Raw genomic sequence first — 12,528 nt, forward strand, 5'->3', positions numbered from 1 at the left:
GACCAGAGATGCGGCTGATTTGTCCCAATTGCGACGCGCAATATGAGGTGGTGGATGACGTGATCCCGACCGACGGGCGGGATGTGCAATGCTCCAACTGCGGTCAGACCTGGTTTCAGCACCACCCGGACAACATCCCCGAACCGGCCGAAGAGGCGGCGCAGCCCGCCGACCTGCAGGACCCCGATGACGCCCCGGCCGAGGATGAAGAGCGTGTCGAGACGCCCCCGGAACCCAAACGGCGCGAAATTGACCCGTCGGTTGCAGACATTCTGCGTCAGGAGGCCGAACTGGAAACCAAGGCGCGCGCTGGCGAAACCCTGGAAAGTCAGCCGGAACTTGGTCTGCCGGACGCCGAAAGTGATGATCAGCGCCGCAGCCGCGAGGCGCAGGAGCGCACCGCCAAGCTGCGCGGCGAAGAAGGCTCCGGAAGTACTGTCAGTGAGGCCGCCGCAACCGCCGCCGCATTGGGGTCACGCCGTGACCTGCTGCCCGATATCGAAGAGATCAATTCGACCCTGCGCTCGTCCGGAGACCGTCAGACGGGCAGTTCGGGCCCATCCAGCGACATACATGCGACCGCGGTCGCGCCGCCCTCGAAATCCGGCTTTCGCCGCGGCTTTACCCTGATGATCCTGTTGGCGATCATCCTTGGCGCGATCTACATGATGGCGCCGCAGATTGCGCAGGCCGTTCCGCAAGTCGATCCGTACCTCAGCAGCTACGTGGCATTTGTGGACACGGCGCGCGCCTGGCTGGATGGTCAGGTCACTGCGTTGCTGACCTGGCTGGATCGTTTGGCGTCGTCGGCAGAGACCTGATCCCGCAGGATATCAGAACCGGTCGAGCAGCCGCTTGAGGTAGTCCAGTTCCACATCCGGGCGCTCGCCTTCGCCCGAGCGACGTCGGATTTCGTCCAGCAGATCGCGGGCGCGGCGATAGACGTCTTCGCCCTGCAACAGCCCTTCTTCGGTGCCCACCGACCCGTTTGAACCGGGATCGCGGCCCAAGGGGTCACGTGCATCGGCGCGGCGGTCCGAATCCGACATGCCCTGGCCCTGCTGGCCGTTCTGGGCCTCTTGCTGCATCGCCTCTCCCAGCGCGCGCATGCCTTCGCGCAAGGCCTCCATCGCCTGGGACTGGTTGTCGATGGCCTCGGCGAAATCTTCCTGGCGCAGCGCCTCTTCGGCGCCCTCCATGGCCCGACCTGCGCGGTCCAGCGCGTCGCGTGCGGCATCCCCCTCGGGTGTTCCCGCACCGGGCAGGCTGCCTTGCTGGCGGCTCAACTCGTCGCGCAACGCCTGCTGGCGGTCGGCAAGAGACCCCTCGCCCTCACCCTGCTGGTTGCCGTCGCTGCCGTCCTGACCGTCACCCTGTTCGCCCTGACCTTCGCCCCCTTGCGAGTGCTGCTGACCCTGACCCTGACCGCCATTGCGGCCCTCATTGCCCTGGCTTTCACCGGCCTGAGCGCCCGGGTTGAACTGTTCCTGCAGATCGCGGAAGGCCTGATCGGACAGGCCCTGCTGTTCGCGCAGCGTTTCGGCAAGACCTTCCATCGCCTGTTCGCCCGCCGACTGACCGCCCTGCCCCTCACCTTGGGTGACGCGCATGTTTTCGAGCATTTCCTGCAGTTCCTGCAGCGCCTGTTCGGCCTCGGCCATGCGGCCCTGTTCCATCAGTTCCTGAATGCGGTCCATCATCCGCTGCAGATCATCCTGATTCATCTGCATCTGGTTCTGGCTGTTCTGCTGGCCCCCGTTTTCGGGGTTGGACTGTTCGTCCAGTTCCGCCTGCCGCGACAGTTGCCGCATGTAGTCGTCCGTGGCGCGGCGCAATTCGCGCATCAGTTCTTCGATCTCGGCCGGGCTGGCCCCGTCCCGCATCGCCTGATTGAGGCGCTCCTTGGCCTGACGCAACCGTTCGAGCGCACTGGACAGGTCCCCTTCTTCGATGCCAAGGGCGAGGTCCCACATATCGCGCGCGATGTCGTCCTGCTGTTCGTCGGTCAGCCCATAGCTGGCGAGCGTCTCCAGCTTGGTGATGACGCGGCGCAGGCGCAACTGGTCGACTTCCTTGCGAAAGACTTCCTCGGGGCGGTGGGCGACCGCGCGCAGGATCTGGCCGATCCGGGTGGCGTTGTCGCGCGACCACATGAGGTCACGCCGTTGTTCGATGATCGCTGCCGCGAGCGGGTCAAAAAAGCGACGTCCCGGCAGCACGATCTGACGCGGTGCGGTTTCGGCCTGCTGTTCGGAGGCGTCCAGAACGCTGAGCACCACCGTGACCGGCAGGTTGGCCCATGCATGTTCGGAAAAATCCTCGATCAGGGATTCTTCGAACTGGGTGCGGTCCCCTGCGATGGGCATCGGCAGGGACACGGTGAGTTCGGGGCGCGGATCGGGGTCGATGGCAAGGCCATGGCGGCGATCCACCGCGTTGAGATCAAGGGCAAAGCGCGCCTCGCCCGCCTCGACCCCGTAATCGTCAGAGGCCTGATAGGGCAGTGACATCTCGCCAAGTGCATCCGAGTCCGGCGCGTTCAGGATCGACACGCGCGGGGCGGCGTCGGGGATCACGGCCACCGACCATGTCCGTCCGCCGGGGCCGTTGATCGCAATCTCGCCTGAGGTCACGACGGTGAAATCCTGTTCTGATGCCGAGGCCGGGGGCACCTCGCCTACGCGGCCCGATACGGTCTCCGACACGGTGAGCGCGCCGACTTCGCCATAAAGGCGCAGGGTGATCAGGCTGCCTGCGGGCACTTCCAGCGGCCCTTCGGCGATGTCGTTGAGGTAGATGGTGGGCCGGCCCGTGTAACGCGGGCTTTCCGCCCAGCCTTCCCAAACCGGGCCGGTCGCAAGCCCTTCGCCGGCGCCGGGGGTCATGGTGGTGACCGACCCCACGCGCCAGATCGAGCCAAAGATCAGTGCCACGGCAAATATCACAACGGCCACATAGCGCAGGGCATAAGGGTCGCGGCGCGCGATGCGCAGATTGGCGGGCACGGGTTTGGCCTCAGCCGCGCGCTTTGCCATGCGCGCCTGATGCGCGCGCCAGACGGCCATCGAGGCTGCGTCAGCGTCGCCCACCGCTTGGGTGTCCATCAGCGCCTGAATGGGTCGCCCGGGCAGGGTTTCGTCGAGCCGCACAAGGGCCGCGCCCTGTGTCGGAAGGCGGAAGCGCGCGATCGCATAGATCAGCGCCGCAAGCCCAGCGAGGGCCGAGATGACGGCAGCGGCCCAGACCGCTTCGACCATGAAGCTGTCCTGCAGGCCCAGCATCAACACGGCCAGAACTGCCAGTACAACCGTGGCAAGCGGCCACGTCGCACGCCAGAAGTTTTCCGCAAACATGCCCGCGCGGGTCCAGAACAGCGGCCAGCGCAACGCGCTCAGCCCGCGGCGCACATCATGTTTCGAAAAACTGGCCATATCTCGCGTCCCTTACCGGTGGCGCGGCGCATAACAGCGCCTGAACCTTCAATATAGGCTTTGAGCGTATCAAAGCCACTCGACTTTACGCGCAGCTAAAGCCAAGCGACCTTAAGCGCGGCTAAAGCCACTCGGGGATGCTATCGCGATTTATCATTTCGTCAAAGGTCGGGCGACGGCGGATCACCGCGTATTGATCACCTTTCACCAAAACCTCCGGAATCAGGGGCCTTGTGTTGTATTCGCTGCTCATTACCGCGCCATATGCGCCCGCCGAGCGGAAGGCGACGAGGTCACCGGCGGTCAACGGCGGCATCATCCGCTGCTTGGCAAAGGTGTCACCGGATTCGCAGACCGGCCCGACGATGTCGTAAGGCACCTGTTCGACGCCCGGTTCCGGTTCGATCACGGGCACGATGTCGTGGTGTGCCTCGTACATGGCGGGGCGGATCAGGTCGTTCATGGCGCCGTCCAGAATCAGGAAATCGCGCCCCTCGCCGGATTTCACATAGATGACCTCGCTGATCATGCAGCCCGCATTGCCCGCGATCAGACGGCCCGGTTCGATCTCGATCTCGCAGCCCAGATGGCCGACCGTGCGCTGCACCATCGCGCCGTATTCCACCGGCAGCGGCGGCGCCTCATTGCTGCGTGCGTATGGTATGCCGAGGCCCCCGCCCAGATCGAGGCGGCGGATGTTGTGCCCGTCAGCGCGCAATATCCCGGTCAGTTCGGCGACCTTTTGATAGGCCAGTTCGAACGGTGCCAGATCGGTCAGTTGCGAGCCGATGTGGACGTCGATGCCGATCACTTCGAGGTGCTCCATCGCAGCGGCCATGGCATAGACCTCGCGGGCACGGGCGATGGGAATGCCGAACTTGTTTTCTGACTTGCCGGTGGCGATCTTGGCGTGCGTTTTGGCGTCCACATCCGGGTTCACCCGGATGGTGATGGGGGCGGTCACGCCAACCTCGCCCGCGACGCGGTTCAGCACCTCCATCTCGGGTTCGGATTCGACGTTGAACTGGCGGATGCCGCCGGTCAGGGCCATGCGGATTTCGTCTGCCGTCTTGCCGATACCGGAAAAGACGATGCGCTCGCCGGGCACACCTGCAGCCTTGGCGCGCAGATATTCACCGCCCGACACCACGTCCATGCCCGCGCCAGCCTGCGCCAGCGTCTTGAGGATGGCCTGATTGCTGGCCGCCTTCATCGCATAGCAGACCAGGTGGTCGGTGCCTGCCAGTGCCTCATCCAGAACGGTATAGTGGCGCAAAAGCGTTGCGGTTGAATAGACATAGAAGGGCGTGCCAACCGCTGCCGCAATCTCGGACAGGGGGACGTCTTCGGCGAAAAGCGCGCCATCGCGGTAGAGAAAATGGTCCATGCACCGGCCAATAGCGACCGGTGCAGGCTTGTTCAATCAGCTCTTGGCGGATTTCGCGCTTTGGCGGGCGCGGAAGGTCGACACTTTCGATTGCAGGATGGCGTTCGACCGTGCGGTGGCCGCCTCAAACCGGGGCAGGAAACGGTTGTTGCGAATGCCTTCGCGCGCGGCAAGTTGCCAAAGCACGTGATAGGGGTTGTCGTTGCATTCGATGATCACCGGCCCGTCCTCGCCCATGGCGATGTCCCATCCGACAACGCCGAATTCGGGAAAGAGACCGTGCCCTGTGCAGGCGGTTTCGATCAGTTTGTCCCAGTGCGGGATCTGATAGCCTTCGAAGACGAGACCCGAGACGGGGTGTTTGTCGATCCACTCTGCTGCCGGACCCGATCCGATATTGCACTGCTTCACTTGCCCGCTGTGATCATCAATCAGCGCGACCATGCTGCCCGCCTGCCAGAAATTGTCCGACATGGCCGTGGGCGAAGGGACTTTCCACACCGTATAGAGCGGCGAAATACCGTTTTCATCGCGCAACGTGACCACGCGCAGGGTACCGACGGATGCGCCTGTCATATCTGTCATGGCGCTGTGCTGCTTGATCGCGGATTGCAGGATGAAGCCTTCGGGATAGTCGGCAACCACTTCGCGCGCGAACTGCGCAACCGGGACGACGCGCCCGTTGCCCAGATGCAGACTGTCTGCCTCGCGCCTTTCGATCAGGGCCGAACCAACACTGGCCGCACCCTCGCAAGGCTTTGCAAACAGGGGATAAACGGCGGATGTGCGCAGGAAATCCTCGACCTGTTCAGGGGTGCGCAGCGTGGTGATATTGCCGAACACGCGATCGCCGTGCACCACGGCCTGGGTGTGCGTTGTGGCGAGGCCAAGTTGGGTCAGAAGGGCGGTATACATCACCTTGTCGCGCAGAAAGGCGCGCGTGCCCGTCAGTTTCATCGGGGATGCGGCGACGTTCAGCTCGTAGCTGCCGATCTTGCCCACGTATTCGCGCTTTTGCGCCTTGGACAGCGCCGGATCATAGGCGCCGGTCGAGAAGTATTCGTGGCTGGCCAGCTTGCCCGGCCCCCAGCGCAGCGCCATCATTTCGCGCATCTGCCCAAGCGGGCCAACGCCAAAGCGGCGGGCGACGGCGACCATGGTTTCAGCGGCGGCCGGGCGTGGGTCTTTTGGGGCGGCCAGAAGGATTTTGTCTGCGGTCGTGATCATTTTTTTGCCCTCCCGGCGGTCTGGATTCTGGCGACCTGCTTGATCTGGCGCGCGGCCACGGCGTCCCAGATGGGGGTGAGATCGGCATTTGCGACACCGCGCCCGGCGGCGATCTGGTAAAGCATATGCGAGGGGTTGTCGTTGCATTCCACGATCGCTGGCCCGTCGCCGGTCACCGCGATGTCAAAGCCGCAGACACCGAATTCGGGGAAAACAGCATGGGCATCCACGGCGATTTTCAGCGTCTCTTTCCAATGGGGCAAGGTCACGCCCACAATCGGCTGGCCAGAAGTCGGATGATCAATAATCTCTTCGGACTTGAGACCCGTGCCCCGAACACAGGACAGCACCTCGCCGCTGTCGAGTTCAAGATGGGCCAGCAGGCTGCCTGCCTGCCAGAAGTTGTCCGACATCGCATCCGGTGCGGGCAGCTTCCAGACCGCATAGGCCGGTTTCGCGCCGCTGCCATCATTGGCCGTGACAATGCGCACGCAACCGATGGCGGCCCCCACGATGCGGGCCATCGCCGGGTCCGGGCGGAGCGCGTCCTGAAACAGGAAGCCGCCGGGATAGCGGTCCAGCACCTCGCGTGCAAAGGCGTCGACGTTCAGGACCTTGCCATTGCCCAAGCGCAATGTGTCACCTTCCCGCGCCTCGATCCGCACTGATCCTTCGGAGAGAGAGCCGTGATGCGGTTTGCCGAAAAGCGGATAGGTTGCGTCTGTGCGCAGGAAGGTGGCCACGGCGGCGGCATCGCGCAGCACAGGCAATTGCCCTGCATCGCGAAATCCGCTGACCAGCGCTTGGGTTTTGGGGGTCGGGATGCCGAGTTGGGTCAAAAGCTTCGTATAAAGCAGCTTGTTGCCGACAAAGGCGCGCGTCGGCACGGCCATTGGCGGGTTCATCGACGTATTGAGCGCGTTGACCCCGGCTTGCCCCAGAAACGCACGCTTGTCCGTGGGCGATTTTGCCGGATCGAACAGGCGCAGGGAATAGTATTCCGGCCCACTCAGTTTTTGCGCGCCCCGGCGCATCGAAAAGATGTCGCGCATCTGGCGAAACGGGCTGACCCCGTATGCCTTTGCCACCTGTGCGATCATCGGGGCCTCGGCCTTTTTCGCCGTGCCCGGCGCGTCCAGAAGTGCGCCTTGTGGTGCCTGTAAATTTGTATCCGTCATGAGTCTGTGCCCCGTTTTTTGATACCCAGTTCTGCCTCAATCGCAGGGATAAATTGCGAAAATGGCAACAATGGGGCGTTATTGTTTCCAAATTGGTGAAAGTTTTACGGAGCTCGGAGTCGGCCGAGTTCATTCGCGCCCGTAGTCAAGGCCGCGTATACGGCCGCCGGGCTGCGCCAGCCCTCCCGCGGGCTGGTGCAATGGTGAAAGCTGCACGGACCGGAGAACGAAGATGTCTTTGGCATACATAAAGCGCACAGGCGGAACACTTGGATGCACCACCCCAGAGCTGGCGCAGCCCAGCGTGTTAGCTCACAGGCCGCGAGCGTAAAAACAGGTAAAGCGGCAGCCCGCAGCTTACCCCGATGCAAAAGGTCGCCGGGATGGCGATCAGCGCCACCCAGTTCCGGCGCACCGCAACTTCGGAAATTATGAAAACCGTCAATGCCACCGCCGCGATGGTCAGATCCCAGACCAGCCCGCTGGTGGCGGCATTCACATGCCACGCATCCACCATCGCCATCAGGTCATAGCCGTTCGCGTTGAACCAGCTGACAAAGTAATACATCGGATGAATCGCCCCCCAGATCGCGAGGGCCAGATAGATCATGCGGATCGGGGCCATCAGATCAGAAGATGCCCACACCAACGGTCAATGGCCCGCGGGAAACACCGATCGAACCCCCGACATGCCCGCCGGAGCCGACGGAAATGCCGACATTGGTCGAAACGGGGCGCTCGGGTTCGCCGTCCACTCCGCAGGCGGCAAGGCCCAACAGGGCGATCAGGCAAAGGGCGCGTTTCATGACAACATCTCCTTCCAGCGGGCGACCTGCGCGAGGACCTGTGTGGGCGCGGTGCCTCCGTAAGATGTACGCGATGCGACGGAATTTTCCACGCCCAAAACGTCAAAGACGTCAGATGTGATGCCGGAATGGGCGGATTTCATCTGCTCCAGCGTCAGATCGGGCAGGTCACAGCCTTGGGTTTCCGCCATGGCCACAAGGGCGCCGGTGATGTGATGTGCGTCGCGAAACGGCAGGCCGAGCACCCGCACCAGCCAGTCGGCAAGATCGGTTGCCGTGGAAAATCCGGAGCCTGCCGCCGCCGCAAGACTTTCGCGATTAGCAGTCATGTCGCGCACCATCCCGTCCATCGCGGCCAGCGCCAGCATCCAGTTGTCGGCTGCGTCAAAGACCTGTTCCTTGTCTTCCTGCATGTCCTTGGAATAGGCGAGCGGAAGCCCCTTCATCACCATCATCAGCGCCGTATTGGCCCCAAAGATGCGGCCCACCTTGGCGCGGATGAGTTCTGCCGCATCAGGGTTCTTTTTCTGCGGCATAATGCTGGACCCGGTCGAGAACCGATCCGACAGGGTGACAAAGCGAAACTGGGCCGAGGACCAGATCACCAGTTCCTCGGCAAAGCGCGACAGGTGCATCGCGCAGATGCTGGCCGTGCTCAGAAATTCCAGAGCAAAGTCACGGTCACTCACCGCATCAAGGCTGTTGGCGGCGGGCCGCTCAAAGCCCAGCGCCTGAGCGGTCATGTCCCGGTCGATGGGAAATGAGGTGCCCGCCAGCGCCGCCGCCCCCAAGGGGCTTTCATTCATACGCACGCGCGCATCGCGCACGCGGGACAGATCGCGGCCAAACATCTCGACATAGGCCATCATGTGATGGCCCCATGTGACGGGCTGCGCGGTTTGCAGGTGGGTAAAGCCGGGCATGACCCAATCCGCCCCCGCCTCGGCCTGATCGAGCAGGGCAGCGATCAGCGACAGCAGCGCCCCTTCGGCGGCATCGAACTGATCCCGCACCCAGAGTTTGAAATCCGTCGCCACCTGATCGTTGCGCGACCGGCCTGTGTGCAGGCGGCCCGCAGGTTCACCGATGATCTCTTTCAGGCGCGCCTCCACATTCATGTGGATGTCTTCCAGGGCGGTCGAAAACGCGAACGTGCCGCCCTCAATCTCTGACAAGACCGTGAGCAGGCCTTCCCGTATCGCCTCGACATCCTTATTGCCTAAGATGCCCGTGGCGCCCAACATGGCGGCATGGGCGCGCGAGCCTGCAATATCCTGGGACGCCATGCGCTGGTCAAACCCGATCGAGGCATTGATGGCCTCCATGATCGCGTCCGGCCCGGCGGCAAAGCGTCCGCCCCACATGGTGTTTGCAGATTTATCGGTCATGGATTGGCCCATCAGAGGTGAGAAGATGAAAAGACTAGTTGCTGCAGCCCTCTACATGGCCCTTGCGATCAGCGCAATTCCCGGCCACGCCGACACCTCCGCCGCCGCCGCCCTGCGGGACGGCGATATGCGCAAGCTGATCTTTCATGACACCCCCGCCGCCGTATCAAACGCCGCCTTTGATCTTGCGGACGACGCCGGCACCGCCACACTCGAGGACTATCGCGGCAAATACGTGCTGCTGAATTTCTGGGCCACGTGGTGTGCGCCGTGCCGTCACGAAATGCCGATGCTGTCGGAACTCCAAAGCCTCTATGGCGGGGACGGTTTCGAAGTGCTGACCATCGCGACGGGGCGCAATTCACCTGCCGGGATCATCAAATTCTTTGATGACACTGGCATCGACAACCTGCCGCGCCATCAGGACCCCAAGCAGAAGCTGGCGGCACAAATGGGTATCTTCGGCCTGCCGATCACCGTGATCATCGACCCCGAGGGGCGTGAAATCGCGCGGTTGCGCGGGGACGCGGATTGGTCCAGCGAAAGCGCCAAAGCGATCATCGCGGAGCTGATCGGGGCTGAGGGTAGCTGACAACCCAACGTCCAACGCATTGGTCTGCGTGAAACGTCTACCCAACGCATCTTCTCTGATTAAAAAAATCCTGGGGAGCTGCGCAGCAGCGGGGCAAAGCCCCATATACCGCTCGACATCCAACCCAGACCTCACCCCCCAAGCGCACCGTTTTCCGATCTCGGATAACGATCCGGAATTTTTCTCAAAATTCCGCCCGGCTCATGCCGCGTGACGCAAGATCGCGGCCTCTGAACTGCTAAGGTTGCGACGCGCATAGGTGCCATAGGTGTGTGGATCGAACTCGAGGTCCGGCAAGCGGGTCAGCAAACGGTCGCGATCATTCTCGCCCAAGGTCGACAGTGCCGTGTTGGCGGGATGAAAGCTCTCTGTTTCGACGCCATTTGCTCGCAAGACCTCGTGGCGCGGCAACAGCAAGTGGACGTACGTCACCTCTGGCACCGTGAGATCAACCGAGATGGTCAGGCCGTTGATCAGGTCCTTGGCTGCGACCAGCACCTCGTCGGTGTTGAACAGATCACGCGCAACGGGCCCCTCGATCAGCATCCGGTGTTCGGGCGAGACCAGCAGTTCCTGATCCGGGCGCTCGATCCCCAACGCGCCCGTGGAAATCCGCACCGGGCGCAGGCGCGGCATGGCGAACAGACGTGCGCCAGTCATGCGACGCGCACCGATCCACTGCACCTCTTGATCGCCATTGTCCTTGGTCGAGACGCGATCGCCCTCGCGCAACTCTTCGATCAGGCGGGGGCCATCCGGCGTGTCGATCCATGTGCCCGGCGTAAAACAGATCACGCCACCCGCACCCGCCCCCATCCCGTCGCCGGGCGAGGTGTTCAGCGTATGGTGCACAACCCAAAGGTCCGTGTCGCGGGGCGGGATGTCATCGACAAACATCAACAGCGGCGGTTTGCCCGGTCCCACATCGATCAGCGTCACGGTGTAACTTTTGCCGCCATCGGTGACGACAAAACTGTTGTCGCTCAAGATCGGTGCCGACTCCGGCGCAGGTGGGGTCAACGGAGCCGTGTCCAGTGCCGCACCGACAAGGCGATGCACCATGCGCGCCGCGCGTCTGCGCAGCGCTTCACTTCCGTCCGCCTTGTCCAGACGCAACACATCATGGGGTCCATCCACGCGCACGACGTCTCCGCGCCATGCCCATGCCGCCCCCACTGCCAATGCTGGCAGCGGCGCGGCCTCAAGACCATCTACTTCTGTTTGCGACCAGGAGATGACAAACGTGCCACGAAAGCCCGTCTTCATTGCCCTATGTGCCTGCCTTGTCTTTTTTTATTGTCTTGACGCTATCAAAGCGTGCGGTTTGAGAGAAGTCAAAATTTGTGTCAGATTCCAGCGGCTTGCGACGGGTTATTCACGCACTTTCTGGGCAGGTGTGGCATTTGTGTAATATCTTGCACCCGAAACCCGCCTAGAATGGCACACGCAGGCGTATTGATCCAACCAGCTGCCCTTCGGTCTGGCCTTCGAATTCCTCGCCCAGATAGGTCAGGCCGTAAAACGCGGTGATGCCGGTTTCGCTGCGCCAGGTCAGACCTGCGCGCAGACGCTCGCGGGTGTCGCGCAGTGTCACGCTGCCGCCTTCCGGCAGGAATTCACTGTCGCTGACCGCCGCGACATCCGCGCCCAGAACAAAGCTGTACCCGCTCCACTCGGCCTCGACCGCGCGATATCGGTGGCCGGTCACGGCGTCCCGCACCAGCAATTCGCCCCGCCCCAGCTGGCCGAACGTCAGATCGAACCCGACCCGCCCCAGCGTCTCGTTGCCCAAGCGCCCTTCGACAAAGGGGCGCAGTACGGTGCTGTCACTCAGGGTAAAGTTCCGTCCAATCTCGACCACCGCAGTGGGGGTGATCGCATTGCCGATCTGTGCGGCGCGCACCGCTTCGGACGGGCGTACGACGTTCAGGAGGTCGTGAAAGGCATCCTGAAAATCATCCAGCCCGGTCTGCGGGCCGACAAATACCAGATCACCGCCAACGGCGATTTCAACCTGCCCCCGCTGGACATGGCTGTGCAGCCCAATCGACAGCGCCCCAGCATAAGCCCGATCACTGGCCGAGACATTGCGGATGTCGTCCGGTGCCAGGATTTCCGCACCCAGCCGCAATTCGAGCAACTGACCGAACCCCGCAGGTGCGGTGCCCGTCCACGCCGGGCCCCAGATGCGCGAGGACTGGATGCTGCCTGTGCGCCAACGGTCTTCGCCATCGCCGATAAAGTCATTGGTGATCAGCCGACCATAGCCCAGGCGCGTCCGGTCCTGCGCCTCTGCCAACGAGGAAAAGCAAACACATGCGACAAGCGCCGCCGCAATCAATCGAAACATCAGGCCATCCTGAACAAAGGTGCCCCCCCGAGCCTTGATCTGGATAGAGGCCATCACGCAGGTTGCCTAGTGCGCAAAGGGCACAGTGGGGCAAGTTTACACGTCAAGCGCGCCGTGCCTGCCGTCGACAGAGTCCCTTGGGCGTCGGTTTCTCATCAAACGACACATC

Annotated in this window: 11 protein-coding genes; 2 read left to right on the plus strand and 9 right to left on the minus strand. The window is 62.8% G+C overall.

Annotated elements, in window-relative coordinates:
• Nucleotides 1–8: 8 nt before the first annotated feature.
• On the plus strand, nucleotides 9–821 hold the full coding sequence (locus Q1A89_RS08780) for a zinc-ribbon domain-containing protein (protein WP_299726407.1): 813 nt from the start codon (nucleotides 9–11) through the stop codon (nucleotides 819–821).
• Nucleotides 822–833: 12 nt separating this feature from the next.
• Here Q1A89_RS08780 and Q1A89_RS08785 read toward each other — a convergent pair whose 3' ends face one another.
• The 7 genes from Q1A89_RS08785 to argH all read right to left on the minus strand — a co-directional run bounded on the left by Q1A89_RS08785 (nucleotide 834) and on the right by argH (nucleotide 9,417).
• On the minus strand, nucleotides 834–3,431 hold the full coding sequence (locus tag Q1A89_RS08785) for a TIGR02302 family protein (RefSeq protein ID WP_299726409.1): 2,598 nt from the start codon (nucleotides 3,429–3,431) through the stop codon (nucleotides 834–836).
• A 121-nt stretch (nucleotides 3,432–3,552) separates the two neighbouring features.
• Nucleotides 3,553–4,818 (minus strand): diaminopimelate decarboxylase, encoded by a 1,266-nt coding sequence (lysA, locus tag Q1A89_RS08790; RefSeq protein WP_299726411.1) that lies wholly within the window; start codon nucleotides 4,816–4,818, stop codon nucleotides 3,553–3,555.
• Between the two features lie 36 nt (nucleotides 4,819–4,854).
• Nucleotides 4,855–6,045, minus strand: a complete 1,191-nt coding sequence (locus Q1A89_RS08795; protein WP_299726413.1) for a sugar-transfer associated ATP-grasp domain-containing protein — start codon at nucleotides 6,043–6,045, stop codon at nucleotides 4,855–4,857.
• The gene (locus Q1A89_RS08800; protein ID WP_299726415.1) at nucleotides 6,042–7,223 is read right to left on the minus strand and encodes a sugar-transfer associated ATP-grasp domain-containing protein; all 1,182 of its coding nucleotides are present in this window, start codon (nucleotides 7,221–7,223) and stop codon (nucleotides 6,042–6,044) included. Before Q1A89_RS08800 ends, Q1A89_RS08795 begins: the two co-directional genes overlap by 4 nt.
• A gap of 307 nt (nucleotides 7,224–7,530) precedes the next feature.
• Nucleotides 7,531–7,848 (minus strand): DUF2834 domain-containing protein, encoded by a 318-nt coding sequence (locus Q1A89_RS08805; RefSeq protein ID WP_299726418.1) that lies wholly within the window; start codon nucleotides 7,846–7,848, stop codon nucleotides 7,531–7,533.
• A gap of 4 nt (nucleotides 7,849–7,852) precedes the next feature.
• Nucleotides 7,853–8,029: a hypothetical protein gene (locus Q1A89_RS08810; RefSeq protein ID WP_299726421.1), complete on the minus strand. Its 177-nt coding sequence runs from the start codon at nucleotides 8,027–8,029 to the stop codon at nucleotides 7,853–7,855.
• A complete protein-coding gene (gene argH / locus Q1A89_RS08815; protein ID WP_299726423.1) occupies nucleotides 8,026–9,417 on the minus strand; it encodes an argininosuccinate lyase in 1,392 nt (463 codons plus the stop codon). The genes Q1A89_RS08810 and argH overlap by 4 nt, the downstream gene beginning before the upstream one ends.
• A 25-nt stretch (nucleotides 9,418–9,442) precedes the next feature.
• Between argH and Q1A89_RS08820 the strand changes: the two genes are divergently transcribed.
• Entirely contained in the window at nucleotides 9,443–10,009 is a 567-nt protein-coding gene (locus Q1A89_RS08820) for a TlpA disulfide reductase family protein (protein ID WP_299726426.1), read from the plus strand.
• A 201-nt stretch (nucleotides 10,010–10,210) separates the two neighbouring features.
• On the opposite strand, the gene Q1A89_RS08825 is transcribed toward Q1A89_RS08820, so the two are convergent.
• Nucleotides 10,211–11,275 (minus strand): Hint domain-containing protein, encoded by a 1,065-nt coding sequence (locus Q1A89_RS08825; protein ID WP_299726429.1) that lies wholly within the window; start codon nucleotides 11,273–11,275, stop codon nucleotides 10,211–10,213.
• 166 nt (nucleotides 11,276–11,441) lie between these two features.
• Nucleotides 11,442–12,359 carry a lipid A-modifier LpxR family protein gene (locus Q1A89_RS08830; RefSeq protein WP_299726431.1) on the minus strand — a complete coding sequence of 306 codons (918 nt, stop codon included), beginning with the start codon at nucleotides 12,357–12,359 and terminating at the stop codon, nucleotides 11,442–11,444.
• Between the last annotated feature and the right edge of the window lie 169 nt (nucleotides 12,360–12,528).

It is taken from the genome of uncultured Tateyamaria sp. (genome assembly GCF_947503045.1).
Classification (GTDB): Bacteria; Pseudomonadota; Alphaproteobacteria; order Rhodobacterales; family Rhodobacteraceae; genus Tateyamaria.

Bases quoted from the DNA above. Each gene is read 5' to 3' on its own strand.
- lysA (WP_299726411.1), bottom strand. From the start codon at position 4,818: ATGGACCATTTTCTCTACCGCGATGGCGCGCTTTTCGCCGAAGACGTC.
- Q1A89_RS08800 (WP_299726415.1), bottom strand. From the start codon at position 7,223: ATGACGGATACAAATTTACAGGCACCACAAGGCGCACTTCTGGACGCG.
- Q1A89_RS08810 (WP_299726421.1), bottom strand. From the start codon at position 8,029: ATGAAACGCGCCCTTTGCCTGATCGCCCTGTTGGGCCTTGCCGCCTGC.
- Q1A89_RS08830 (WP_299726431.1), bottom strand. From the start codon at position 12,359: ATGTTTCGATTGATTGCGGCGGCGCTTGTCGCATGTGTTTGCTTTTCC.
- Q1A89_RS08785 (WP_299726409.1), bottom strand. From the start codon at position 3,431: ATGGCCAGTTTTTCGAAACATGATGTGCGCCGCGGGCTGAGCGCGTTG.
- Q1A89_RS08820 (WP_299726426.1), top strand. From the start codon at position 9,443: ATGAAAAGACTAGTTGCTGCAGCCCTCTACATGGCCCTTGCGATCAGC.
- Q1A89_RS08825 (WP_299726429.1), bottom strand. From the start codon at position 11,275: ATGAAGACGGGCTTTCGTGGCACGTTTGTCATCTCCTGGTCGCAAACA.
- argH (WP_299726423.1), bottom strand. From the start codon at position 9,417: ATGACCGATAAATCTGCAAACACCATGTGGGGCGGACGCTTTGCCGCC.
- Q1A89_RS08805 (WP_299726418.1), bottom strand. From the start codon at position 7,848: ATGGCCCCGATCCGCATGATCTATCTGGCCCTCGCGATCTGGGGGGCG.
- Q1A89_RS08780 (WP_299726407.1), top strand. From the start codon at position 9: ATGCGGCTGATTTGTCCCAATTGCGACGCGCAATATGAGGTGGTGGAT.
- Q1A89_RS08795 (WP_299726413.1), bottom strand. From the start codon at position 6,045: ATGATCACGACCGCAGACAAAATCCTTCTGGCCGCCCCAAAAGACCCA.